Source organism: Flavobacterium sp. 11 (assembly GCF_002754315.1).
Taxonomy (GTDB): domain Bacteria; phylum Bacteroidota; class Bacteroidia; order Flavobacteriales; family Flavobacteriaceae; genus Flavobacterium; species Flavobacterium algoritolerans.
In genome coordinates this window covers 1,989,514-2,013,971 of the sequence record NZ_PEFE01000001.1, presented here as the reverse complement: position 1 = coordinate 2,013,971, position 24,458 = coordinate 1,989,514, and the positions used below count along the sequence as shown (strand labels likewise).

The window sequence follows — 24,458 nt, the reverse complement described above, 5'->3', positions numbered from 1 at the left end:
AATATTAGTTTTTAATATCCAGGATTTTGTGTCCAATTTCCATTTGCAAATTGAATTTCCTCAATAGGAATTGGAAACAATTCATTTTTGTTGGCTGTAAATCCAGTAATTTCCTGAGCTGCTTTACCAGTTCGTACTAAATCGAAGAAACGGTGTCCTTCACCAACTAATTCCACTCTTCTTTCTGCTAAAATAAAGTCAGTCAAAGCTGCTCCAGAAGACGAAATATCATGATTCAAATCACCAAAAGCACGTCTTCTAACTTGGTTCAAATATACTCTTGCTTTAGTATCATCGATTCCTCCGCGATTGTAAGCTTCGGCCGCCATCAAAAGAACATCTGCATAGCGAATGGCCCTGTAATTATTAGGATTAGTTAGGTTTAAATCTCCTTGTGCGTTGGCACTTCTTTTTCTTGGAATGTATTTTCTGTTGAAAAAACCGGTGTGTTCATATCCTTTTCCAAAAGTAGCTCCTGTTGCTGTCGCCCAAGCTTCGATATCTAATATTGCTACTGCTTCTCTTCTATCTCCGGCTTCAAATGCGTTTACGACTTTCTGAGTTGGTACATTAAAACTGAAACCCGAAGTAAATAAATCACCTGAATAATTTCTTGGTCCACTAAAACCCACGGCTACATTTCCTTCGCTACATTGGAGACATCCAAAACCTGCACCTTCAACATCCGTGTATTGTACTTCGAAAACCGATTCTAATCCATTCTCTCCAGCATTTTCAAAAATAGTATTGTAATCTGAAACCAATGAATACGAAGAAGTTCCAATTAAACTTTCGAAAGTTGCTACCGCTTGTGGGTATTTATTTTGGTACAAATATGCTTTTCCTAATAATGCTAATGCCGCGCCTTTTGTTGCTCTTCCTTTTTGTGCTGCTGTTGCAGATAAGTTTTCAGAAGCAAAAATTAAATCGGCTTCAATTGAAGCATACACTTCTGAAACGGATGAACGCGGAATTATTTTCTCGTCACCAGAACTGAATCTTGCGTCCCCTTTCAATGGGATTCCACCAAACCATTTTACTAATTCAAAATGATAATAGGCTCTAAGAAAACGAGCTTCACCAATCACTTGATTTTTCCCTTCAAAATCAGTTTTGTCTTTGAATTCCAAAATGTAATTGGCTCTTTGCACTCCTGCGAACATCCAGTCCCATAAGTTTTTTAGATTGCTGTTCACGGGTGTGTGAATCATATCATCAATTTGCTGAAAACCAGGAGTATCAGATTGACTTTCGCCACCAGCCAAAGTATTATCTGAAGCTATTTCGCCTAACAATGCATTTAGATATGTGGTTTGCAACAAATCATACGCTGCAATTAAAGCATTGTCATAATCTGATTTTGAATTAAAATAATTCTCAGAATCAATCGAATATTCTATCGGTCGATCCACAAAATCATCACTACAGGAAATGGTTACAGTTGAGAAGATTGTTATCGATATAAGGGTAATAAATAGATACTTTTTCATTTTAATACGAATTAAAAATTAATGTTTAAACCTAACAAATAGGTTCTTGGGATTGGATAAAAACCATAGTCAATTCCTCCGCCAATTGGAGCTCCATTAGAAGCACCCGGATCAAAACCTTTGTATTTTGTAAACGTGTATAAATTATTTACACCCGCATACAAACGCAGTTTTGTGATTCCTGCTTTTTCAGAAAATTTAGAATTTATTGAATATCCCAACTGCATGTTTTGGATTCTTAAATAGGAAGCATCTTCAACAAAATAACTGGAGAAAGTAGAATTTCCTGTAGCACTTGTAGTCACTCTTGGAGTAGTATTAGTACTTCCCTCGCCAGTCCAACGGTCTAAAACATAATTAAGTCGATTGACATCTGTAAGGTTTCTTTCGTAATTTCTCACCATATCATTTCCTACGGAAGCAAAAGTATAGACTGCAAAATCAAAGTTTTTGTAATTCATTTGTAAATTGAAACCCATTGTAGCTTCAGGAATTGGATCTCCAATATTCGTTCTGTCACTTGAATTAAGAATTCCATCTCCATTTACATCTACAAAACGAAGGTCTCCAGGACTGGCGTCAGCACCCAAAGATAATTGAGACGGATGTGCATCAACTTCTGACTGGTTTTGAAAAATTCCGTCTGTTTTGTAGCCATAAAAATAACCTATTGGCTGACCTACTTCCATTCTTGAAGGTGCTTGTTGGCCTACGCCAAATGAACCTCCTTCAATATATCCTATTCCGTTGTTTACGGCTAATACTTCGTTTTTAAGGAACGTAACATTGTACCCAACACTCATCGAAAAATTCTCCGAGAATTTGTTTTTGTAATCTATTGCAAACTCTAATCCTGAGTTTCTTACCGTTCCTGCATTGATTGTTGGAGAACCTGCACCAGGAGCTGCTGTTCCGTTGATTCCAGAAACAGGTATAAATGGAATTAACAAATCGGCTCTGGTATCAATAAAATAATCCGCAACAATAGAAACTTTATTTTGTATAAATTTAAGGTCTAAACCAACGTCAAATTTTCTGGCTTCTTCCCATTTCAAATTTGGATTTGGAATTTGTCCTGTAGCTAAACCATTCACTAAAACATCATCGAAAACATAGGTCGCTTCTCCGCTTAATTGCGAAACATATCCATTGTTTGGAATCTGGTCATTTCCTAAAGTACCGTAGCTCCCTCTCAATTTCATGAAGTTTATTAGTTTGTCTTCTCCAAAGAAACCTTCATCAGAAATTACCCAACCTGCAGTAAAAGATGGAAAATAACCCACTTTATTTCCAGGTCCAAATTTTGTCGAAGCATCACGTCGTATCATCGCAGAAAAAAGGTACTTCCCTTTGTAATCATATTGTGCTCTTGCAAAATAAGAAAGTCTTCGTTCGTCGTAATTATAGGAACCGTTTGGTACAGTTTCAGAAATTCCTTTGGTCAATGCTATATCTGCAAATTCCCATGAATTGTAAGGAACGTCAAATCCAGTTGCAAATAACCCGTTTCCGTATTGTTTGAAAATAGTATTTCCTACAGTTGCAACTACATTGTGATTTCCAATTTTCTTAGTATAGGTTCCAAATAAATCAAATGAATAATCATTATCATTAATAGCGCTTTGGGAAACCGAACTTCTCAAAACATCAAATACCTTATCCGAAGGGTTTATCCAATATAGAATTTGCTTGGCAAACGATTTAGACTCACTGTTTGATGTATTAAAACCAATTGAACTCGAAATGGTAAAATCCTTGAAAACTTTATAATCTAATCCAAAATTACCATTGACTTTTTTGAAGTTGTAGTCATTATAAGTATTTGCAATTTGAGCCAATGGATTTATAATTTCAATTCCTAACCCAGTATTTGTAGGCACTTTTGTAAAATCCCCATTTGCATCATACGGTGTAAGTGTTGATGGTGTATTCAAAGCATTGAACAAAACAGAACCTAAACCACTTTCGTTTAATGATTTTCTATTAAAATAAGTATAGATTACGTTTGTTTTCAATTTCAATTTCTCAGTAACATCAGCACCTAGAGAAACTCTGGCTGTATTTCTTAAAAAACCGGATTTACTTTCTCCAATAATTCCTTCCTGATCTAAATGAGAACCACTTACCGCATAGGTAATTTTATCTGATCCACCAGAAAAGGAAATGTCATGATTGATAATAGGAACACTGGTGCTGAAAACTTCATTTTGCCAGTTTGTGCCTTTGCCTAAACCAGAAACATTAGGAAAAGGAATTGCGTTACCACCATTAGCATAACTTTCATTCAATAATAAAGCGTATTCAGTAGCGTTAAGCATTGGTAATGTTCTTGACGTTTCCTGAAAACCTGTATAGGTATTGTAACTAATTTTTGATTTCGAATTCTTTTTCCCGGATTTTGTCGTGATAAGAATAACCCCATTAGCACCAATAGTACCATAAATAGCTGCTTGGGCATCTTTTAAAACGGTGATGGACTCGACATCATTTGGATTTAATAATCCAAGTTCTCCAACATATCCATCGATGATGGTTGTAGGTCTGTTTTCACCATTGGTTGCAATACCTCTGATGCGAATATCCAAAGCGGCACCTGGAGCACCCGAAGTAGTTGTAACATTCACTCCGGAAACAGTTCCTTGTAAAGCTTGCTCAATTTTAACTGGTTTTAAAGCTTCCAAAGTTTTGCTGTCTACCACAGAAACTGCTCCTGTTACTTCTCGCTTTTTTTGACTTCCATATCCAATTACTACAACTTCATCCAATACTTTAGAATCTTCCTGTAACGAAATAGAAAGAGTACTAGTATTAGATACTACTTTATATTCAAAATTTTTAAATCCTAAATATGAAAATATTAAAGTTGCGCCAGAGGAAACTCCTTTTAGAGAAAAACGACCATCCATGTCTGTCGCCGTCCCAATCGTTGAATTTTTAACTTGAACATTTACTCCAGGTATAGGTAAACCAGAACCGGTTTCTTTAACAACTCCTCCTACATCATATCCTTGGGCAAAACCAAAAGAGGATAGAAATAGAAAAAGGATTAGTAGATAGTTTGACTTCATAATTTATATTTTTTGTGAATTATAAAATTAATCGGAACAACTAATAATAAATCAAAAAGAACCTCTACAAAAAACATACAATGCAAAAAATCACTTGTTTAATTCATAATATTTAAAAAAGGGCTGAAAATTAAGAAGAAATTAAGAAATCTAGATTTTCTCTAAAAACAAAAAAACCACAACAATAACGGTATTGTTGTGGTAATGTATAGTTTTATTTGTAAAATTCAGACGGAACTATACAGCTAAAATGTACTCTACAAGTCCTTGTTCGTGCGACAATTCCATTTTCTTACGCAAACGATATCTTTTTATCTCAACGCTTCGTACAGAAATATTTAGCAAAGGTGCTACTTCTTTCGAGGAAAGATTTAATCTCAAGTAGGCACATAATCTCAAATCGTTTGGAGTTAAGGACGGATGCGCCAGTTTCATTTTTTTCAAAAAGTCTTTATCGGCATTATCAAAAGCTTCTTTGAATACACTCCAGCTATCGCCTTCAGTTATGTTCTTATTAATTGTAGAGATGACTGATTTTATACTTCTGTTGCCATCATCAGGCGTTTTCTTTAAATCATCTTTGATAAAAGCCAGCAACTCATTTTTACTATTCAAACTCATCGTAGAAACAGCCAACTCTCTATTTTTAGTATCTACATCTTGTGAAAGCTGTTCGTTTCTAATGCGCATTAATTCCTGCTCGTTTTCAAGCTCTTTAATCTCTAACAACAAATTATTCTCTTCTATCAATTTCTCTTTTTGTTTTTGATAGTAGTTTTTATAGGCCTTATGAATAAATCGAGCCATCACAATCACAAAAATAAAATAGAAAAAAAGAGCAATATTGGTTAAATACCAAGGCTTTTCAACAGTAAAAGTATATATAGCGGTATCTTCTAAAGTAGAATTCGCAAATTTAGCTCTCACCTTAAAAGTATATTCACCAGGAGGCAAATTTTTAAAATTCACCGTTGATTTTGCGCTCCATTCGCTCCACTCCTCTTGAAATCCTTCTAATAAATATTGAAATTCAGCATTGATGTATTTATTAAATTCAGGAACGGTATAATTAATGGTTATATTATTTTCATCGTATTTAAAACTGCCCTCTTCCTGAATGGAACGGTTTTCGGAAGTTTCATTTAACTTATTTGTTGTAATTGCGGAAATAGAGACGTTATGATTTTTAAAACTCAATTCATTAAGATTCAAAATATAATACCCATCAGTAGTTCCTATCAAATAATTGGAATTGGAAATTTGAGTAATGTTTTCGTAGCCTAACATCGAATTTGTTAATGAAGCGGGAATCGGAATTACATTTTGTTTCAGTTGATTACTTAGTTTACTCAATGAAAAATAATGGATGTAATTTTTAGAAAACAACCATATTTTATTGGAATTATCAACAATCAATTTTCCCGAAGTATATTCATCTTTTTCGAAAACAGAACTTAATAAATTATCCTTACTGAATTGTTTTGTCTTCTCATTCAATTTAAAAATACCTTCTTTATTAGCATAGTAAATTATGTTGTTGAACTTAGTTAGACTGGCATTTTTACCTTTTTCGGGTGTTTTATAGGTCACAAAAGGTTTTGTTTTTGACAGTTTTCCGTCTAGTTCCAGCCTATAAACTCCTTTATATTCGTGACTTACATATACATTCAGCGCATTCGTGATTTCAAAATATTTTGAGGAATAATCAAATCCTGTAATTTTATTTCTAAAACTCCATTGATTATTCGTTTTTGCCAAAACAGAAATTCCGTAGTAATTCCCTTGGAGTAAGAGCCCTTTTTGATTGGGGACAGTTTCAAATTTCCAAGTACCAGATGCAGAAAATATATTTTTTGCAACAGCATTATCAATCACAAATGTTCCCGAATCATGACCGCAAAAAAGCGTTCCATCGTACTCAAACAAAGACCAAACCTGCCCTTTAGTTCCGTTTACAAATTTAAATTCATCATTAGTCAGATAGTTTTTATAAAACAAACCTTGATTGGTTCCTACATACAAATTACCTTTATAAAGTTTTGAAGTATAAACGGTTCCTAAAATTCCGGTGTCATCAACAAAGTTTTGTATCGGAGATTGCAGATTAATGCAATTGATCCCGTTGTCCAATCCTACCCAAAGATTTTTATCGGCATCTTCATATAAAGACAAGGCTGTATTATTACTCAATCCTTTGTTTTGATTGATGTGATACTTAATTCTCCCGTTATTGTTTAAGATAAAAATCCCATTAGAGACAGTTCCTAAAGCATAACTTCCATCTGATAGCAACTGACTGCTATACACACTACTGGATGCTAATTCCGAATCAACTTCGGTAGAAAATTTAGTCAAAACAGTTCCTATAAGTTTATAAAATCCATTCAGCTGTGTCTGGATTAAAAGTCCTTCCTCAATAGCAAAAACGTTGACTATCCTATTGTTTTGTAAAATTGGATTATTAGATACCAAGCGTCCTTTTCCGCTTTCAATTTCAAAAAGTCCTTCATTTATACTCTGAAAATAAATTGCATTTTTTGTACGGAACGATTTAGTAATATTGTTTTTGGGAGCAATGATTTTGAAACCTCCCGTTTTGGTATCGTAAATATAAATTCTGTCCAAAGATTGAAAAATAACCCATTGTTCATAGTTCAATATATTCCAAAACTGTTCGTCATTAAGAATTTGAGTTTTTATTGTTTTACTAAGCGAAGTGTATTTTAGTTTTCCATTTGTGTGTCGCGTCCAGAAACCAAATTCCATGTAGCAACCCGTATAAATTTTATTTCCAATCACTTTTACAGAACGAACGATAGTTTCGTTTGGTGATGGATATAATTCCCAATTTGAACCATTAAATTCCAATAATCCCTCATTGTTAGCAAAGAAAACATAATGATTTTGATCCTGCGAAATCATCCAATTCTGATTTCCCGCACCATAAGTTGTTGAGGCATATTTTACAATTGGCGGCAATTCTTGAGAAAAAGCACAAAAGGACATTAAAAAAAGAAAAATGTATAGTTTTGTTTTCAATGGTATGGTGAAGTTAATTTTTTTCAAAAATAATCTTAAAAATACTATTTTTTTAGATGATAGAAAACATAAAAACTATACAAGAATAAAAATCACTTTTCAACCACACTTTTAATGATTATTTGTGACTTGTTCAATCCATTTAGTCAGTTGAAAATTGATTACTTTTGTAAAAATTATCATTTTTATGCAAGTTGACCTTTCTAAATTAGATCCAAAGAAAAATATCATCATAAAAGGCGCACAAGTACATAACCTAAAAAATGTAGATGTTGCGATTCCCCGAAATAAATTAGTGGTTATCACAGGGCTTTCGGGTTCTGGAAAATCAAGCTTGGCTTTCGATACTTTATATGCCGAAGGACAACGTCGTTATGTAGAAAGTTTATCATCTTATGCGAGACAATTTCTTGGCAGATTAGATAAACCAAAAGTAGAATACATCAAAGGAATTGCTCCTGCGATTGCTATCGAACAAAAAGTAAATACGACAAACGCACGTTCTACAGTAGGAACTTCAACCGAAATATACGATTATATAAAATTACTGTTTGCCCGAATCGGAAGAACATATTCTCCTATTTCTGGTCGTGAGGTCAAAAAAAATACGGTTACTGATGTGGTAACCGATGTAAAAACTTTTGAACTAGACAGCAAATGGCTGCTTATTGCTCCTATTCATTTAGAAGAAGGACGAAAACTGGAAGACAAACTGAAAGTACTTTTACAACAAGGTTTTGCGAGGATTTTGGTAAACAATGAAATGATTCGTTTAGACGAAATTGACCAACATTCTTTAGACAATAAAGACATAAAGCTCATTATTGATAGGATTGTGGTCAAAGACGAAGAAGAATTCTACAATCGATTGGGTGATGCGGTGCAAACCGCTTTCTTTGAAGGAAAAGGAATCTGTCATTTACAAGAATTAAACTCAGATAAAAAGTATTCCTATTCCAATAATTTTGAATTGGACGGAATTACATTTCTAGAACCAAACGTTCATTTATTTAGTTTCAACAATCCATACGGAGCATGCCCCGTTTGTGAAGGCTATGGAAATATTATAGGAATTGATGCCGAATTAGTGGTGCCAAATACGACTTTATCCGTTTTTGAAAATGCTATTTTCCCATGGAGAGGTGAAAGTATGAGTTGGTTTCGCGACGAATTAGTAAATAACGCTTACAAATTTGATTTCCCTATTCACAAACCTTATTACCAATTATCTGAAGATCAAAAAGAGCTAATCTGGAATGGAAATAGCTATTTTCAAGGTTTAAATGATTTTTTCAAGGAACTGGAGGAAAAGAATTATAAAATCCAAAACAGAGTCATGCTTTCGCGTTACAGAGGCAAAACCAAATGTCATTCCTGCAAAGGAAAACGCTTGAGAATTGAAGCTTCGTATGTAAAAATTAACTCAAAAACAGTTTCTGATTTAGTTGATTTGCCTATCAAACATTTGGTTACTTTTTTCGAAAATATTGACTTAGATGTTTATGAAAAACAAATAGCCAAACGATTGCTGATAGAAATTAATAATCGCTTATCTTTTTTAACCGAAGTAGGACTGGATTATCTAACATTAAACAGAAATTCTGCAACACTTTCAGGAGGTGAATCGCAGCGTATCAATTTAGCAACTTCTCTAGGAAGCAGTTTGGTTGGATCGATGTATATTCTGGATGAGCCGAGCATTGGTTTGCACCCAAAAGATACGGAACGCCTGATAAAAGTACTGTTATCGTTAAGAGATTTAGGAAACACCGTTATTGTGGTAGAACATGATGAAGATATTATGAAAGCCGCGGATATGATTATTGATATTGGACCGGAAGCAGGTACTTTTGGTGGTAATTTGGTAGCGCAAGGCACGTATGATGAAATTCTAAAATCAACTTCACTGACCGCTAAATATTTGAATGGAGACTTAGAAATTACTGTTCCCAAAAAACGCAGGCTTTTCAAGAATTTTATCGAAATAAAAGGAGCTCGAGAAAACAATCTTCAAAATATAGATGTAACCTTTCCTCTAGATGTATTAACTGTTATTACCGGAGTTTCAGGAAGCGGAAAAAGTACGCTTGTTAAAAAAATACTTTTTCCGGCAATGCAAAAAAAGCTTGAGAATGTTGGTGAAAAAGCAGGGCAATTCAGTGAAATATCAGGTTCGTTTTCGCAAATTAAACATATTGAGTACGTAGACCAAAACCCAATAGGAAGAAGTTCCCGTTCTAATCCTGTGACATATATTAAAGCGTATGATGATATTCGGGAATTGTATGCCAAAGAAAAACTATCAAAAATAAGAGGCTATCAAGCCAAACATTTTTCTTTTAATGTTGACGGAGGAAGATGTGAAACCTGCAAAGGAGAAGGTTCCATAAATGTAGAAATGGTTTTCATGGCCGATGTGCAATTACCATGTGAAACCTGTAACGGAAAACGATTTAAGAAAGAAGTTCTGGAAGTCGCTTTTGAAGGTAAAAATATTCACGATATTCTAACCCTAACGATAGATGATGCAATTGCTTTTTTTATAGCTAATAAACAAACTAAAATCACTCAAAAATTGCAGCCTTTACAAGATGTGGGATTGGGTTATGTACAATTAGGACAATCTTCTTCTACACTTTCCGGTGGAGAAGCCCAGCGTATAAAACTCGCTTCATTCTTGGTAAAAGGAGCCACAAAAGACAAAGCTTTATTTGTTTTTGACGAACCTACAACAGGATTGCATTTTCACGATATCAAAAAATTATTGGCTTCTTTTGATGCATTGATAGACAAAGGTCATTCTATATTAGTAATTGAGCACAACCTTGATCTCATCAAATGTGCAGACTGGATTATTGATTTAGGTCCTGAAGGAGGAGAAAATGGCGGAAAATTATTAGCCGTTGGAACGCCTGAACAAATAGTAAAAATAAAAGGTTCCGTTACTGGAAAATACTTAAAGGAAAAATTATAAAAATGCTATTCTGAATAGCATTTTTCTTCAAATGTATTTCCATCTTCATCGATAGCTATCACAATATTTTTTTCTTTGGAAGATACATAAGTTAAATAAATCCAGCCAACTGACCAAACTCCTAATGTCATACAACAAATTAAAAAATTAAACCCGTGATCGACCTCTTTCCTGCCTTTTGATAAAACAGCAAAAGGTAAAGTATCATTTTTTTCTATAATAGTAAATCCATGGTGGATTCTATTAGCTATGATACTAGAGAATTTTTGTAAGCTTTCTTCGTTAATGTATGGATTGCTTTTCATAATTATTGGGGTAAATTACTTTAGCTATTTAATTATTGTCTTTTCTAAAGATAACAATTGCGAAAATAAGGATAGTCGCTTATTTTTACAATACCCACTTTTAGTGATTTTTGACCAATCAAAAACAATTAAACGACTATTAACTTTTACAATTAAATTTCTCTACAAATATATTTTTTTAGATTCCTCAAAAGTTACACAATAATTATTTAAAGTTATAATATTCACATACCGACTCCCTTAATCACCAATACAATAAAGACTTGTATCATTATTTTACAAGAGAGAAAACCCAAATTTGAGGTGATATTTTAGTTAAAAAATTATTTTAGAAATTAAGATTAGTCGTATTTTCTGAACTGAAAAAAAATTACAACTTGATTCTTAACTTTTTCAAAACAACATCTAAAGCTTGATTAATTTCAATAGAAATAACAAATTTGTAGTTGATATAAACATACAAAAGGGTAACTAAAATTGATTTTAATACAATGCTAATTATTGGGCTAAAAGGAAATTCCCAAAAATAAAATGCCAAAAATATTCCAAAAGTAATCCCAAGAGAATACAATGTCTGATTTGTAAATGGATACAAATGCATTCGTTTGACAACAAAAAGTAATTTAGCCAAACTGTATAAAGTTATAGATAATAAAGTTGCGACTGCAGTTCCTGTTATGGCATACCTTGGAATAAAAAACATGTTTAATCCTACTGTCAAAAAAACAAGCAATAATCCTAAAAACAAAACCATTCGATAATATTTTGAATTGAAAATTATAGCATTGTTATTTCCTAAAATCAAATCAAAATATTTAGATATACCAATCAAAAATACCACAAGAATTCCTCCACTATATTCTTTTGGAACCATTACATACAACTGATTGATATTAACAAAAATACACAACATCACAAAACCTCCAACAACTTGCAGATTTATTGAAGTCTTTTTGTACAAATCATTTAATTCATTATGTTTATTCTCATGCATCAATTTAGCCGTTATGGGATACGTAATCTGATGCATCGCACGACTAGGAACAGCAATAACAGAAGCAATATAAGTCGCAACTGAATAATAGGCTATATTCTCAATTTTAATGTACTGATTCAGCATAATCTTATCAATATCCAGCAACATAACCGCTACACTACCTGATAAAATAATGAAAAAAGTGTATACTAAAACATCTTTCACATTTTGAGGAATGGAGAACTGAAAAACAGGTTTTTTTATATGGAAAGCATAAAGCATGGTAATAATAAAAGCCAGAAAATAAATAATAGCAGTAACATAAATAAATTCTACAACAGTAATCCATTTGTAATAGACTCCAATCAACGCAAATAAAGAAAATAATCTAAGTCCAACCTCCTTAACAAAATTTCCAAAAACTGAATGCATGTGAACCCTTGCCCAAGCATAAAAAATTTCGAAATATGCCATACTCAGCCCTATAAATGGAATAAGCCACAAATAATCCTTAACTACAGGATTTTCCTTGCTTAAGTACAATGAAATAGGTTCAAAAAAGAATAACCCAATCAATACTAAAGGAATACATAATAATAAAGGGATTAGCACTGTAAATGATAGAAACTGAGAGCGTTCTTCTTCTGTTTTATATTGAGTATAAAACTTCACCAAAGTATTTTGCATCCCAAACGCCAATAGAGGCATAATAATATTTGCCCAAGAAAGTATATAGTTTGTTAAAGCATAAAATACAGTTCCTAAAAAAAATGGATATAAATAAAGTGTGTTGATTGCCCCAATTCCAAAACCCAAATAGGTAATTATCGTATTCTTTAAAGATTGATTTAATACTATTCCCATTTTAGGCGTTTAAAGTTTAAGGTTAAAAGTAGATCGAACTTCTAATTTTATTGGATTAATTGTACCAATTCTTTGGTAAGATTTTTTCTGGAATAGCGTTGTAATCCAACTCCGTTTGCTTGTAATTTACCCTCCAAAAACTGATTATAAAAGTCCAAAATTACACTTTTAAGTTTCATTTTCTCCGAATAATCAAAAAATACGCCTGTATTGGTTTCTGTTATGATTTCGGCAAAATCAGAACCGTTAGGACCAATCGCAACAATAGGTCTGTTTGAAACCATATATTCAAATAATTTTCCTGGAATAATACTTTTAGTATCTTCAGAATCAATTTCTATAAGCAACAAAACCTGTGATTTTCTTTGGTGCGCAATCGCTTCTGTATGCGAAACATAACCCAAATTATTCAAATAGGAATTAAGCCCAAATTGAGTAATTGTTTCCAAGACTTCCTGACTCACAGCTCCTATCAATTTCACTTCCAAATGTGATTTGAAATCTGGAATCTCATGTAGCAATTCAACTAAACTTTCCCATAAAATCAGAGGATTTCTCTCAGAAAGAAAAGAACCAATATGCGCTAAGCTAAACTTTGAATCCAAGGTTTGTTTTCCAACTTCTTCCGTATCATAACCATTCGTTATTACCACAATAGGCTTAGTGGTAATCGCTTGAAATTCAGTTTTGGTAGTTTTACTGGTTACAATAATTGTGTCGGCTGTATTCAAAACCCGATGCTCTAATGCTTTGTGTTTCTTGGCAGCAAAACGAGACAATCGTAAGGATTTATGATAGCCAATAGTAGTCCAAGGATCCCGAAAATCGGCAAACCATTTTAAATCTAATTTTTGTTTTAATTCCAATCCAATAAGATGCAGACTATGCGGCGGTCCAGAAGTAACAATGGTGTCAATATTATTATCTACAATGTATTTTTCCAAATAAGCAACCGATGGTTTTACCCAAAAAACACGTGCATCCGGAATAAAAAGATTTCCACGAATCCAAAGAAATGTTTTATCCAGAAAAGATTGTTTTTTCTGATTTGGAATAATTCCTGAACTGATTTTTTTAGTTTTATTTTTCGAAAGAAAAGATGCTAATTGATACGGTTCGAAAATCTTCTGTTTCAGAATAATCGCTTTATCAGAAACTTCTTTAACCAAGTTTTCATCAACAATAGGATACGTTGGATTCTCCGGAATATAAACAATTGGTTGAATACCAAAATCAGGCAAGTACTTAACAAACTTAAGCCAACGTTGAACGCCTGGTCCGCCAGCCGGTGGCCAATAATAGGTAATGATTAAAATTTTCTTTGGTTCCAAGTTTAAGGATTTGTTTTAATACGATAATTTAAAATCTAAAATCAAAATTCGTTAATCAACAATCTTAAATCTTTTTCTTCCTTTCGAAATAAATTCCACCTGCTAAAAGTAACAGCATTCCTATTGAACTTATCAACGTAATTGTACTTCCGGTTTTTATCACTTGAGGCTCAAATTTGAATTCAATAGTGTGTTTTCCTGCTGGAACATTTAAAGCTCTTAAAACATAATCCACTCTAATATGATCTGCACTTTTTCCATCAATATAGGCATTCCAACCTTTTCCATAATACATTTCGGAGAAAACGGCTAAACCTTCGTTTGAATTATTAGACACATATTTCAAGTAGTTAGGTTTGTAATTTTCTAAAGTTATAGTCGCTGAACTGTCTTTGGCGAAAGCCGTATTTTTAATTTCAAAATCTTTACTATTTACAACTGCGACATTTTTAGAATCCAAACTATCCAACGCTTTCATCTCTTCATCAGCAGAATTCACCAATTTTACTTGGCTCACAAACCATGCATTTCCATTAACAGCCGGATTTGATACTGGGAATTCTTTTCCTTCTTTATCTTTTTGGATAACATACTTTACATTAAGCATGTTAAGAACCTCAATGTTATTTTTTGAAATTTGATAGTCAATTAATTGCTGCATTCTTCTTGGTCTTACGGCACTGTAACCACCAATAGATTTATGGAAATAAGAAGCTCTTGCCCCCATGATATCGCCAACTTCAAAAACGCGGTAATTAGCCGTGTCTTTTAGAATCTCAGCATCAGAAGGCGACTCTTGAAAAGGCACTTGAACTTGACTTCCGCTTACAAAATCTTTCCCGGAAACATATTTTTTATCTACAAAAAACAAATCGGAAACCATCAATAAACCTACGATTATAATGGCTGTGTTTTGAGCAAATCTGTCTTTAATGAACAACCATAAAACACCGGCTGTCAATACAATAAAAAAGCCTGAACGCAATAAATCAGCGCTGTATAAACTCATTCGATCCAGTTTAAGCGCATTGACAAACTCAGGACCGTAACTTTCTTGAAAATAAGCATCGTTTCCTCCTGAAAAGCTGAACATACTTTTGCTTAAAAATAAAATCAAAATAATTCCTAAACCTAAAATTGTCGTTTCATATAATGCTTTCCATTGCAGTTTTTTGTCTAATTTGAAGAAAGACTGTAATCCCATAATAGCCAAAACTGGGAAACACAATTCCAAAACAACTTGTATAGAAGATACCGCTCTGAATTTATCGTACATTGGAACATAATCAATAAAAAAGTCAGTCAAAACAGGGAAGTTTTTACCCCAAGAAAGAACTAACGCAACTATTGAACCGGAGAGAAAAACATATTTAATCTTTCTTTTATCGATAAATAAAGCCAAAATCGCCAAAAAGAACACTACAATTCCAATATATGCAGGAGCTGCCACAATAGGCTGATCTCCCCAATACGTTGGCATTCCCGAAACAAAATCAGTTACCTGATCCTCTGGAACTCCCTGACCTATCATGAATTCATACATATTACTGTCTTTACCAACAGCCTCATTATTAGAACCACCAAAAAGTCGGGGTGCAATAAGATTAAAACTTTCCATTACCCCATAACTGTACTCCGTTATATAGTCTTTCGACATTGAAGAAGTAGTTTCGTTTTTTGAACCGTTTGGATTGAATGTCAGTTCGCTTTTCCCACGAATACTAAAATCAGCATATTCAGAAGTTGCTAATAGATTTGTAGCATTGGCACCAATAGCTAAAATTCCTGCCGCAGCTAATATCCCAAAGGAATACAACAAGGATTTATATTCCTTCTCTTTTACTTGCTGATATATAAAATAAGCAGAAAGTATCAATAGGAAAATCAATAAGTAGTATGTCATTTGGAAGTGATTCGCATTGATTTCTAATGCTGTCACAAAAAGTGTAATCAAACCTCCAAGAATGTATTTTTTTTGAAACACCAGAATAAATCCGGCAATAACCAGCGGCATATAAGCAATCGCATGCGCTTTGGCATTATGACCAACTCCCAGAATAATAATCAAATAAGTAGATAAACCAAAGGCTAATGCACCAAAAAAGGCTTTCAAAGGATCGGCTTTCAATACCAGCATCAAACCATAAAATCCAAGAAAATATAAAAATAAATAATCCGCTGGACGCGGTAAGAATCGCAATACATCGTCTATTGCGCCAATATAATCGTGTGGATATTTGGCTCCCAATTGATACGTTGGCATTCCACCAAAAGCAGAATTAGTCCAATACGGTTCAACATCATCAGTGGCTCTAAAGTCATTTTGTTCTTTGGCCATTCCTGTATACTGCACAATATCGGATTGGAAAATTTGTTTTCCTTGCAATACAGGATAAAAATATAGGAGAGAAATTACAACAAAACCAAATATGGCTAAGGCGTGTGGATAGAACTTATTTATTATTTTCAATGTAAAATGGTTTGGATTAGAGTAAAAACGGTGCTAATAACGACAAATTTAATCTATTTCTTCGTAATCAACATAATCTCCCACTTTTTTGGTTTCGCGTAGATTTTTAGCATTTGCCGTATTGTATATTACTTCATCCTTACTTTGAGTTTTTTTCCAAGTATTATCTTGCGCGTACTGTTGCTGCTTCTGCATATTTTCGCCCGCTTTTTCGACTACTTTTTTAACCAATAATGGCAAAAATAGTTTTGCTAGAAATCTAAAAATATAATAGAAAGCGATCATATAAAAAAGCGCTTTTATAAAACCAGTGAAAGAAGCTGTTTGCATATAAGTATAATTTTTTCCAAAATTAATAAATCAACCGTTCAAAATTAAAATATCTCTCTTAAATAAATAATAAAATATAGTACATTTGAAAAGCGTTATTACTTTTTAACCCAAAAAAAATAATATGTCCAAAATCAAAATCTTACTTATCGCTGCTATTTCAATGATTCCAAGTATTCATTATGGCCAACATACCGATCAAATAAATTCTAACAGACCGGGCGAAACCATGTCGGCTTACGCAGTTGGAAAATCAGTAATCCAAATAGAAACAGGTGTTTACGGAATAAAACAAAATCACAGCTTATTGAATTATGATGCCAATGGTTTTGGGATTGATGCCACATTACGATGGGGATTATTCATGGAAAAACTGGAATTGATAGCCGATATACAGTACCAAAATGAAAAATACACCACCCTATTCAACAGTTCCAATCGAGCAGATTTCAAACAAACTGTTTTAGGAGCCAAATATTTGATTTACGATCCTTTCAAAAATTACGAAAAAAAGGTAAACATATACAGTTGGAAAGCCAATCGAGCATTCAATTGGCGCCAATTAATTCCTGCCGTTTCCGTATTTGCTGGAGCTAATTTTACTATGGCAGACAACCCCTATTCTTTTTCACCAGAATCCAGCATATCACCAAAAATCATATTAATTACCCAAAACCACTTGGGTGATGGAAAATGGGTTTTTGTAACCAATATCATAGCTGATTATGTGACAACGGACTATCCAAGTTATGGTTATGTCTTGACTTTAACAAGAGGATTTAATGACAAATGGTCGGGATTTGTAGAAAATCAAGGATTTAAAAGTGATTTTTACAGTGATGCCATTGTTCGTGGTGGCGCGGCTTATCTGTTGAATAAAGACATGCAAATTGACGCATCAATAAGTACAAGCCTTAAAGACACTCCTTCTGCACTTTATGGCGGAATTGGTTTTTCTTGGCGTTATGATGCCAATTACCAAGAAGTAAGAATAAACATTGACAATAAGGATTCTGATAAGAAAGCATTAAAAAGAGCAAAAAAGACAAAAAAGGATAATGATTACAATTAAAGAAGCTAAAACAAAAAGTGAATTAACGGATTATATCAAATTCCCTTTTTCCCTATACAAAAACAATAAATATTGGGTTCCGCCAATCATTGCCGATGAATTGGAAACCTTCGACAAAACAAAAAATCCGGCTTTTGAAAATGCTGAAGCCTATTTTTATATTGCCTACAAAAACAATGAAATAGTAGGTAGAATTGCAGCAATCATTAATTGGAGCGAGGTAAATGACCAACAAAAAAGAAAGTTCGTTTTGGTTGGTTTGATGTGATTGACGATATCGAAGTGACAAAAGCACTTTTGGAAAAAGTATATGAGTTAGGTCGAAAAAACAATTTAGACCATGTTGAAGGCCCAATGGGCTTTTCAAATTTAGATAAAGTGGGTGTCTTAACAGAAGGTTTTGACGAGATTGGAACTATGATTACGTGGTACAATCATCCGTATTATGCCAGTCATTTTGAGCAATTGGGATATAGCGTAGAAAAAGAATACTTAGAAAGTAAATTCCCTTTCGAAAACGTAAAACCGGAATTTTTTGAAAAGGCAAATGATTTGGTAAAAAGAAGATACCAATTAAGTCCGCTTAATTTCAAAACTACCAAAGAAGTGATGCCGCATGTAGATAAAATGTTTGATTTATTCAACGAATCGTATGCTTCCTTATCCTCTTTTGTAGCTATTTCTGATGTTCAAAAAGAATATTTCAAGAAAAAATACATCAGTTTTATCAATCCCGAATTTATCAAATTTGTGGAAGATAAAGACCATAATATTGTTGCTTTTAGTATTGTAATGCCTTCCTTTTCTGAAGCATTGCAAAAATCAAAAGGAAAATTATTCCCATTTGGATTCCTTCATTTGCTTAAAGCAAAAAATCAAAGTAAGGATATGATTTTCTATTTGATAGGCGTTCATCCTGATTATCAAAACAAAGCAGTTACAGCGATAATTTTCAATGAATATTACCATACTTTCAAAGAAAAGGGAGTTGTCAACTGTTTCAGAACTCCAGAATTAGCCGATAACCTTGCTATTCATAACTTATGGAAACATTTTAATCCTGTTGTTCACAAACGAAGATGTACTTTCCTAAAAAATTTATAACAACTTAGATTTTAGCATTTAAAACAAAAAAATCCATTTGCCGCGGCAAATGGATTTTGTGTTTTAAATAATCTTGTTTTATCGCTAAAATTACATCTTGCAATCTACTTTTGACAAAACGATATTCCCTTCAAATTTTAGTTGTTTAGTGTCTTTAAACGTCACTTTTCCTTTGTTGTCATCTACAACATCTCCATAACCTTCAACATAGGTATTTCCCTTTTTCAAAAAAGCAACTTGACGTATTGACGAAACTCCTTCAGACATAAAAGTATAGTCTGCAAAAAGCGTATCGCCTTTTATTTCTCCCACTAAAGTTCCTTCATTTTTATCTTTTTCAAAAAACTTATAACTCAGTTTTCCAGAAGCAATTTGATTTCCTTTAATATTCAAAGACATAGAAATAGTGTCTTTTTTAATAATTGCACTATAGCATTCTTCTGAAACTGGTTCTTCTACAACTATTTCTTCAGATGGAGCCGGCATTTCTTCCATTTCTTTTTCTTTCTTACAAGAGACAAAAACACTCATAAAAACGACACTCAATAAAATTACTTTTTTCATAAAATTCAAATTTTAGATTCTATAAATATACTCATTATTGGTTAAGTTTATTTCAAAAAAAATCCATCAACAAAAGCTGATGGATTTTTATAAATTTAAAATTGTACTAATTTTAGAAACTAAGCATCTAAATCTACTGTAGTTTTAGCTGCAATTTCTTTGTATGTTCCGTTTACTAATTTCTCACGAATAGCTTCAAAAGCCGTTAGTGTTTCGTCAATATCATCTAATGTATGAGGAGCAGTAGGAATAACACGCAATAAAATCATTCCTTTTGGAATAACTGGATAAATTACGATTGACAAGAAAATACCATAATTCTCTCTTAAGTCATTTACCATTACCATCGCTTCTGGTACACTTCCTTCCAAATAAACTGGTGTAACACAAGTATTGGTATCACCAATATTAAATCCTTTGCTTCTCAAACCATTTTGCAAAGCATTTACATTCTCCCAAAGCTTATCTTTCAATCCTGGGTTATCACGTAACAATTGCAAACGTTTCAATGAACCAACTGTTTGAATCATTGGTAATGCTTTAGCAAACATTTGCGAACGTAAGTTGTATTTTAGATAATCGATAATGTCTTTATCAGCTGCTACAAAAGCACCAATATTAGCCATCGATTTTGCAAAAGTCGAGAAATAAACATCAATTCCATCTTGACAATCTTGCTCCTCACCTGCTCCAGCTCCTGTTTTACCAAGAGTACCAAAACCGTGAGCATCATCAACCAAAAGACGGAAATTGTATTTCTTTTTCATTTCTACAATCTCTTTCAACTTTCCTTGTTGTCCACGCATTCCAAAAACACCTTCAGTAATAAAAAGGATTCCTCCGCCTGTTTCCGTAGCTATTTTGGTAGCACGTTGCAGGTTTTTCTCCATACTTTCGATATCGTTGTGTTTGTAAGTAAAACGTTTTCCACTATGCAAACGAACTCCGTCAATAATACAAGCGTGCCCATCAACATCATACACAATCACATCATTTCTAGTCACCAAAGCATCAATTATAGAAACCATTCCTTGGTAACCAAAATTCAATAAATAAGCCGATTCTTTCATTACAAAAGCAGCTAATTCATTCTCTAATTGTTCGTGATATTTAGTATGACCACTCATCATACGAGCGCCCATAGGAGCCGCTGCACCAAACTCTAACGCTGCATCCGCATCTGCTTTACGCACTTCGGGATGGTTTGCTAGACCTAAATAATCATTCAAACTCCAATTCAAAACCTCTTTTCCTTGAAATTTCATTCTTGGGCCTAAATCTCCTTCTAATTTTGGAAATACAAAATATCCTTCTGCTTGTGAAGCCCATTTCCCTAACGGTCCTTTATTGTTTTGAATCCTTTCGAATAAATCTTTTACCATGATATATTAAGTAATAATTTTAATTTTAAGAAGTTGCAAAAATAATTATTTAAATTTTATAATGGTATTGAAAGTAAATTTATTTTTCAGGAGCTAATTCCTGCTCTCCACTATATCTTTTGTGCCGTCAAAGAAGATTGCTTCGTCCCTAGCAATGACGGCACAAAAGGATGCCGTTTCGATCAGGGCTAATCCGCAAACTTCAAGTCGTATTCCGTAATAAACTTTGTATATTTGAATAAATATTTCAACATTAGAAATTTATGTCACAAGATACAAAAGAATTAAAACTGGCCGTTCTCATTGATGCTGACAACGTTCCTTATAGCAATGTAAAAGGAATGATGGAGGAAATTGCCAAGTTTGGAACACCAACCACCAAACGTATTTATGCCGATTGGACAAAACCCAATGCCGGTGGATGGAAAAGTGTTTTATTAGAACATGCCATTACACCAATCCAGCAATATAGCTATACCGTAGGGAAAAATTCATCGGATTCTGCCATGATTATTGACGCTATGGATTTATTATATTCGGATAAAGTAGATGGTTTTTGTATTGTTTCCAGTGATTCTGATTTTACAAGACTCGCAATACGACTCCGCGAATCCGGCATGAAAGTCATTGGAATTGGAGAACAAAAAACGCCAAATTCATTCATCGTTGCCTGCGACAGATTTATTTATATTGAAGTTTTGGACGGAGCTATCAAAAAGAAATTACCAAAACGAACTGCATCCGATGCTAAAAAAGCAACTCCAAAAAGCCTGAATAAAATTGATTTACAAACTATCGAATTAATAGAATCTACCATTGAAGACATTGGTGATGATAGTGGTTGGGCATTTCTTGGAGATGTAGGAAACCTTATTGTAAAGAAAAAACCAGAATTCGATCCAAGAAATTATGGTTTTTCTAAACTTACTCCAATGCTAAAATCCCTTACCGATATTCTAGAAATCGACGAGAGAGATTCAGATAAAAAAGGCATCAAACACGTTTATGTACGGTTGCGTTTTAGTTAAACTAAGTTTTTTACCGCACGATATAAAGTGTCATTCTTAATTGGTTTAGATAAATAATGGTTCATCCCAATTTCTGCCACACGTAATTTAGTGCTTTCCATCACATCAGCCGTTACTGCAATAATGGGGACAGAAGCATTCGCTGCTCCTGCTTCCCCATTTCTAATCGCTATTGTTGCTTCGTAACCGTCCATTACCGGCATTTGAAGATCCATTAATACAATGTCAAAATGATTTGTTTTAAACGCATCTAAGCATTCCTTACCGTTATTAGCATAAACTACAGTCGTGTTCAACCATTTTTTAGTGATCATTTTAACAACCATCTGATTAATAGGATTATCTTCTACCACTAAAACTGATTTACCTTCTAAATCGTAAACCATAGGCGTAGCTATAACTTCTGTCTTGTTTTCTTGCGGAACTATATCAAAATCAAGAGTAATTATACAAGTTGTGCCTTGATTGACTTTACTTTCCATTTCAATGGTACCGTTCTGCATATCCACTAAAGTCTTTACAATATAAAGTCCTAATCCTAGCCCTCCAAACTTTCTCTTATTATCAATACTATTTTGAGAAAATGAATCAAAAATACTATTCATTTTATCTTTAGGAATTCCTACTCCAGAATCTGAAACTGTAAATCTCAAACTTGCACGATTATTTTCCTTGATCTTGCAGTCTATATCAAATTTCACAAACCCTTTAGAAGTGAATTTAATAGCATTATTTAATACGTTATTTACAACTTGAACCAATCGGGTGACATCCCCAATTACAAAGTCAGGAATCGTATCTGATTTCGAAAATTGAAAATCTAATCCTTGGTCATTAGCTCTATTAACTGCATTATTTTTTAAATTTTCCAGAACTCTCGAGGGATCAAACTTAACGGATTCCAATTTTAATTCCTTTTTCTCTATTTTAGAAAAATCTAAAATATCATTGACAGAACTTAATAAACTATGCGACGAATACTTTATAATTTGGCAATTTTTTCTAATCTTATCATCCTGAACCTCAACAGAAATTGAATCAATCATATTCATAATGGCATTCAAAGGCGTTCTTAATTCATGACTGATATTCGATAAAAAATAGGACTTCAAATCATTCATTTCTTCGGAACGAACCAAAGCAAGTCGATTGAGCTCGTTTTTTTCATTTTTAAGATTTCTGATCAAATTTGCCATTGAAAGCGAAAGGAAAATAACCTCTAAACCGGTGCCTAATTTTGAACTATTCTCTGTCCAAAAAACAGATGGCAAAACACTAAAGTTTTTTAATATGAAAATAACAAATCCACTAATTAAGAAAAAAACACCAATTGAAAAAAACTTGTCAATCTTTTTTGTCTTGTAATAAACAACTGCAATTGACACAATAATCAACAGTAATAAAAACAATCCTAATACATTAGCAACTGGATACAAGTATTCGAGAGATTTCGGATAAACCAATAACGCTGTAATAGACAGTAGATTCAAGCCATATAAAACATAAAACATTTTATAAATCTTAGAACTATACTTTTTGATATTCAAAAATAGTTGCGAATATTTCCCTAAAAAAAAGTTGGCTAACGTAGCAAATATTATTACTGAATGTGAAGATAACCAACCATTATTTGGGGTAAAATATTGGTAAAAATAGCCATCTACAGAGAATTGCAGCAATCCTATGAAAGTAACATATAAACTATAGAATAAAAAACTTCTTTCTTTCATTGCAAAATAAAAGAACATGTAAATTATTGCAGTTATGAACAATAGACCGTAAAAAATACCAAAAATAAATTGTTCAAATGAAGCCATTTCCAATTCTTTCTCCGCGGACTTCATATAAATTGGAGCATTTATTACTTCTCCATCACTTTTTAAATGAAGATAAAAACGAGTCACTTCATTCGGTTCTAAAACCGGTCTAAATAAAGTTTTTGTAGAGTTTAATGATCGTTCTTTAAAAGCCATTAAATCCCCACTTTTTAACAACTCAATTTTCCCACTTGGATCAATAACATACAATTCAGCTACATCAACTATTGCCCTGGAAGTTTCTATGAACGGACGCAAATCACTTTTTGTATCATTAACAACTTCAAATACAAGCCAATAGTTGTCATCCGTAAATCCTAAATCTTTATTTTCTACGAGTAATGGTTGAAATTTTAGAGATTTATCATTTATAATTTCTTGTATCGTATAATTACGCTGGCCTACATTTACAATTTTGGCGTATTTATGTAAAGAAACTCCATCTTTAAATTGAGAGTCATTTGCTATAACGTATTGGGCTTTTACAGAAATACTTAAAAACAAGAAAATTAGTACGAAGGAAAACGTGCTTAATTGTATTTTATGATTTTTAAAATTCATTTATAATATAATTTATTTCTTCATCTACGTTTAATTAAAACAATTGGTTTTACATTGATTAAAAAAATTAGACAAATTAAATA

General features: G+C 33.0%; 14 protein-coding genes and 1 pseudogene. 4 read left to right on the top strand and 11 right to left on the bottom strand.

Going from position 1 to position 24,458, the window contains the following annotated elements:
- Positions 1 to 11 precede the first annotated feature (11 nt).
- The 3 genes from CLV00_RS08735 to CLV00_RS08725 form a co-directional block, all read right to left on the bottom strand.
- Entirely contained in the window at positions 12 to 1,490 is a 1,479-nt protein-coding gene (locus CLV00_RS08735) for a RagB/SusD family nutrient uptake outer membrane protein (protein WP_099714750.1), read from the bottom strand.
- A gap of 11 nt (positions 1,491 to 1,501) precedes the next feature.
- On the bottom strand, positions 1,502 to 4,558 hold the full coding sequence (locus tag CLV00_RS08730; RefSeq protein WP_099714749.1) for a TonB-dependent receptor: 3,057 nt from the start codon (positions 4,556 to 4,558) through the stop codon (positions 1,502 to 1,504).
- A 237-nt stretch (positions 4,559 to 4,795) separates the two neighbouring features.
- Entirely contained in the window at positions 4,796 to 7,564 is a 2,769-nt protein-coding gene (locus CLV00_RS08725) for a triple tyrosine motif-containing protein (RefSeq protein ID WP_099714748.1), read from the bottom strand.
- A 220-nt stretch (positions 7,565 to 7,784) separates the two neighbouring features.
- On the opposite strand from CLV00_RS08725, the gene uvrA reads away from it, so the two are divergent.
- Positions 7,785 to 10,571: an excinuclease ABC subunit UvrA gene (gene uvrA / locus CLV00_RS08720; protein ID WP_099714747.1), complete on the top strand. Its 2,787-nt coding sequence runs from the start codon at positions 7,785 to 7,787 to the stop codon at positions 10,569 to 10,571.
- Between the two features lie 5 nt (positions 10,572 to 10,576).
- Here uvrA and CLV00_RS08715 read toward each other — a convergent pair whose 3' ends face one another.
- From CLV00_RS08715 to CLV00_RS08695, 5 genes are all read right to left on the bottom strand, one after another.
- Positions 10,577 to 10,876, bottom strand: a complete 300-nt coding sequence (locus CLV00_RS08715; RefSeq protein WP_099714746.1) for a hypothetical protein — start codon at positions 10,874 to 10,876, stop codon at positions 10,577 to 10,579.
- Between the two features lie 370 nt (positions 10,877 to 11,246).
- Positions 11,247 to 12,716 carry a lipopolysaccharide biosynthesis protein gene (locus CLV00_RS08710; protein WP_099714745.1) on the bottom strand — a complete coding sequence of 490 codons (1,470 nt, stop codon included), beginning with the start codon at positions 12,714 to 12,716 and terminating at the stop codon, positions 11,247 to 11,249.
- A 47-nt stretch (positions 12,717 to 12,763) separates the two neighbouring features.
- On the bottom strand, positions 12,764 to 14,047 hold the full coding sequence (locus CLV00_RS08705; protein WP_099714744.1) for a glycosyltransferase family 4 protein: 1,284 nt from the start codon (positions 14,045 to 14,047) through the stop codon (positions 12,764 to 12,766).
- Positions 14,048 to 14,111: 64 nt separating this feature from the next.
- Positions 14,112 to 16,517, bottom strand: a complete 2,406-nt coding sequence (locus CLV00_RS08700) for a YfhO family protein (protein ID WP_099714743.1) — start codon at positions 16,515 to 16,517, stop codon at positions 14,112 to 14,114.
- Positions 16,518 to 16,565: 48 nt separating this feature from the next.
- Entirely contained in the window at positions 16,566 to 16,847 is a 282-nt protein-coding gene (locus CLV00_RS08695; protein WP_099714742.1) for a DUF4834 family protein, read from the bottom strand.
- Between the two features lie 124 nt (positions 16,848 to 16,971).
- Here CLV00_RS08695 and CLV00_RS08690 point away from each other — a divergent pair, with 124 nt between their 5' ends.
- Together CLV00_RS08690 and CLV00_RS08685 are read left to right on the top strand one after the other, a co-directional pair.
- The gene (locus tag CLV00_RS08690; RefSeq protein ID WP_099714741.1) at positions 16,972 to 17,919 is read left to right on the top strand and encodes a transporter; all 948 of its coding nucleotides are present in this window, start codon (positions 16,972 to 16,974) and stop codon (positions 17,917 to 17,919) included.
- Positions 17,906 to 19,023: pseudogene (locus tag CLV00_RS08685) on the top strand (GTP cyclohydrolase). The gene CLV00_RS08690 and the pseudogene CLV00_RS08685 overlap by 14 nt, the downstream one beginning before the upstream one ends.
- Before the next feature lie 90 nt (positions 19,024 to 19,113).
- On the opposite strand, the gene CLV00_RS08680 reads toward CLV00_RS08685, so the two are convergent.
- Positions 19,114 to 19,587 (bottom strand): hypothetical protein, encoded by a 474-nt coding sequence (locus CLV00_RS08680; RefSeq protein ID WP_099714740.1) that lies wholly within the window; start codon positions 19,585 to 19,587, stop codon positions 19,114 to 19,116.
- Between the two features lie 119 nt (positions 19,588 to 19,706).
- Positions 19,707 to 20,969 carry a pyridoxal phosphate-dependent aminotransferase family protein gene (locus CLV00_RS08675; RefSeq protein ID WP_099714739.1) on the bottom strand — a complete coding sequence of 421 codons (1,263 nt, stop codon included), beginning with the start codon at positions 20,967 to 20,969 and terminating at the stop codon, positions 19,707 to 19,709.
- Positions 20,970 to 21,232: 263 nt separating this feature from the next.
- Here CLV00_RS08675 and CLV00_RS08670 point away from each other — a divergent pair, with 263 nt between their 5' ends.
- Entirely contained in the window at positions 21,233 to 21,997 is a 765-nt protein-coding gene (locus CLV00_RS08670; protein ID WP_099714738.1) for an NYN domain-containing protein, read from the top strand.
- Here CLV00_RS08670 and CLV00_RS08665 read toward each other — a convergent pair.
- Positions 21,994 to 24,375 carry a hybrid sensor histidine kinase/response regulator gene (locus tag CLV00_RS08665; protein ID WP_099714737.1) on the bottom strand — a complete coding sequence of 794 codons (2,382 nt, stop codon included), beginning with the start codon at positions 24,373 to 24,375 and terminating at the stop codon, positions 21,994 to 21,996. The two genes, CLV00_RS08670 and CLV00_RS08665, sit on opposite strands and share 4 nt — an antisense overlap.
- Between the last annotated feature and the right edge of the window lie 83 nt (positions 24,376 to 24,458).

Bases quoted from the DNA above. Each gene is read 5' to 3' on its own strand.
- CLV00_RS08735 (WP_099714750.1), bottom strand. From the start codon at position 1,490: ATGAAAAAGTATCTATTTATTACCCTTATATCGATAACAATCTTCTCA.
- CLV00_RS08730 (WP_099714749.1), bottom strand. From the start codon at position 4,558: ATGAAGTCAAACTATCTACTAATCCTTTTTCTATTTCTATCCTCTTTT.
- CLV00_RS08725 (WP_099714748.1), bottom strand. From the start codon at position 7,564: ATGTCCTTTTGTGCTTTTTCTCAAGAATTGCCGCCAATTGTAAAATAT.
- uvrA (WP_099714747.1), top strand. From the start codon at position 7,785: ATGCAAGTTGACCTTTCTAAATTAGATCCAAAGAAAAATATCATCATA.
- CLV00_RS08715 (WP_099714746.1), bottom strand. From the start codon at position 10,876: ATGAAAAGCAATCCATACATTAACGAAGAAAGCTTACAAAAATTCTCT.
- CLV00_RS08710 (WP_099714745.1), bottom strand. From the start codon at position 12,716: ATGGGAATAGTATTAAATCAATCTTTAAAGAATACGATAATTACCTAT.
- CLV00_RS08695 (WP_099714742.1), bottom strand. From the start codon at position 16,847: ATGCAAACAGCTTCTTTCACTGGTTTTATAAAAGCGCTTTTTTATATG.
- CLV00_RS08690 (WP_099714741.1), top strand. From the start codon at position 16,972: ATGTCCAAAATCAAAATCTTACTTATCGCTGCTATTTCAATGATTCCA.
- CLV00_RS08680 (WP_099714740.1), bottom strand. From the start codon at position 19,587: ATGAAAAAAGTAATTTTATTGAGTGTCGTTTTTATGAGTGTTTTTGTC.
- CLV00_RS08675 (WP_099714739.1), bottom strand. From the start codon at position 20,969: ATGGTAAAAGATTTATTCGAAAGGATTCAAAACAATAAAGGACCGTTA.
- CLV00_RS08670 (WP_099714738.1), top strand. From the start codon at position 21,233: ATGTCACAAGATACAAAAGAATTAAAACTGGCCGTTCTCATTGATGCT.
- CLV00_RS08665 (WP_099714737.1), bottom strand. From the start codon at position 24,375: ATGAATTTTAAAAATCATAAAATACAATTAAGCACGTTTTCCTTCGTA.